Origin of the sequence: Paraburkholderia sp. Ac-20336 (assembly GCF_017105025.1) — a bacterium.
GTDB lineage: Bacteria > Pseudomonadota > Gammaproteobacteria > Burkholderiales > Burkholderiaceae > Paraburkholderia.
Map to the genome: position 1 here is coordinate 1 of NZ_JAAGPS010000294.1, position 1,005 is coordinate 1,005.

Sequence of the window (1,005 nt, forward strand, 5' to 3'; positions counted from 1 at the left end):
TGATGCCGGCGGCGGCGAGCGGCGCGACGGCATCGAGCGCAAGCGCGACTTCGGAACCGGTCGCGATCAGCACGATCCGAGCGACGGGTTGTGCGGGTTGTGCGGGTTGTGCGGGTTGTGCGGGTTGTGCGGGTTGTGCGACGGCTTGCGCCGCTTGCTCGCCCGGCGCTTGCAACATATCACCCGGCCAGTCGCGCAGCACATAACCGCCCTGCGCAATCGCGGCGATCTGCTCGCCCGAACGCGTGACGAACGGCAGGTTCTGCCGGCTCAGCAGCAAACACGACGGCCCCGGGCGTTCGACCGCGCTGACCCACGCCTGCGCGGTCTCAACCGTGTCGCACGGACGCCATACGTCGAGCCCGGGAATCAGCCTGAGGCTCGCGGCATGTTCGACCGCCTGATGAGTCGGACCGTCTTCGCCGAGGCCGATCGAATCGTGCGTGAAGACGAAGATCGAGCGCGTCTTCATCAGCGCGGCCATGCGCAGCGCGTTGCGCGAATAGTCGGAGAACGTGAGGAACGTGCCGCCGAACGGCAGATAGCCGCGATGCAGCGCGATGCCGTTCAGCATCGCGCTCATGCCGAATTCGCGTACGCCGTAGTGCACGTAGTTGCCGCCGCGCAGGCCGCCGCCGTTTCCGTTGCCGACGTTTCCGCTGCTATCGCTTCCGTTGCCATCGCTTCCGTTGCCATCGCTGGCATCGCAGCCGACCTCGACCGCGCCCGGCCAGTCGGTCAGGTTCGAGCCGGTCAGGTCGGCCGAGCCGCCGAGCATTTCCGGCAGGCTGCGCGCGAGCGCGGCGATGGCCTGCTGCGAGGCCTTGCGCGTCGCGAGCGTGGCGGCCGCGCCATCGGCATCGCACAGCAGCGCGCGCACCGCATCGCGCCACTGCGCGGGTAACTCGTTGCGCACACGCCGCTCGAACTCGGCGGCCTCGTCCGGATAGTGCCGGCGATACGCCTCGAAGCGCTCGCCCCACCCGGCTTCGTCGGCGGCACCGC

1 pseudogene is annotated in these 1,005 nt (G+C 69.3%); it reads right to left on the bottom strand.

What is annotated here, in order from left to right:
- Positions 1 to 1,005, bottom strand: a pseudogene (locus GXB81_RS31105) (hypothetical protein); the annotation flags it as partial.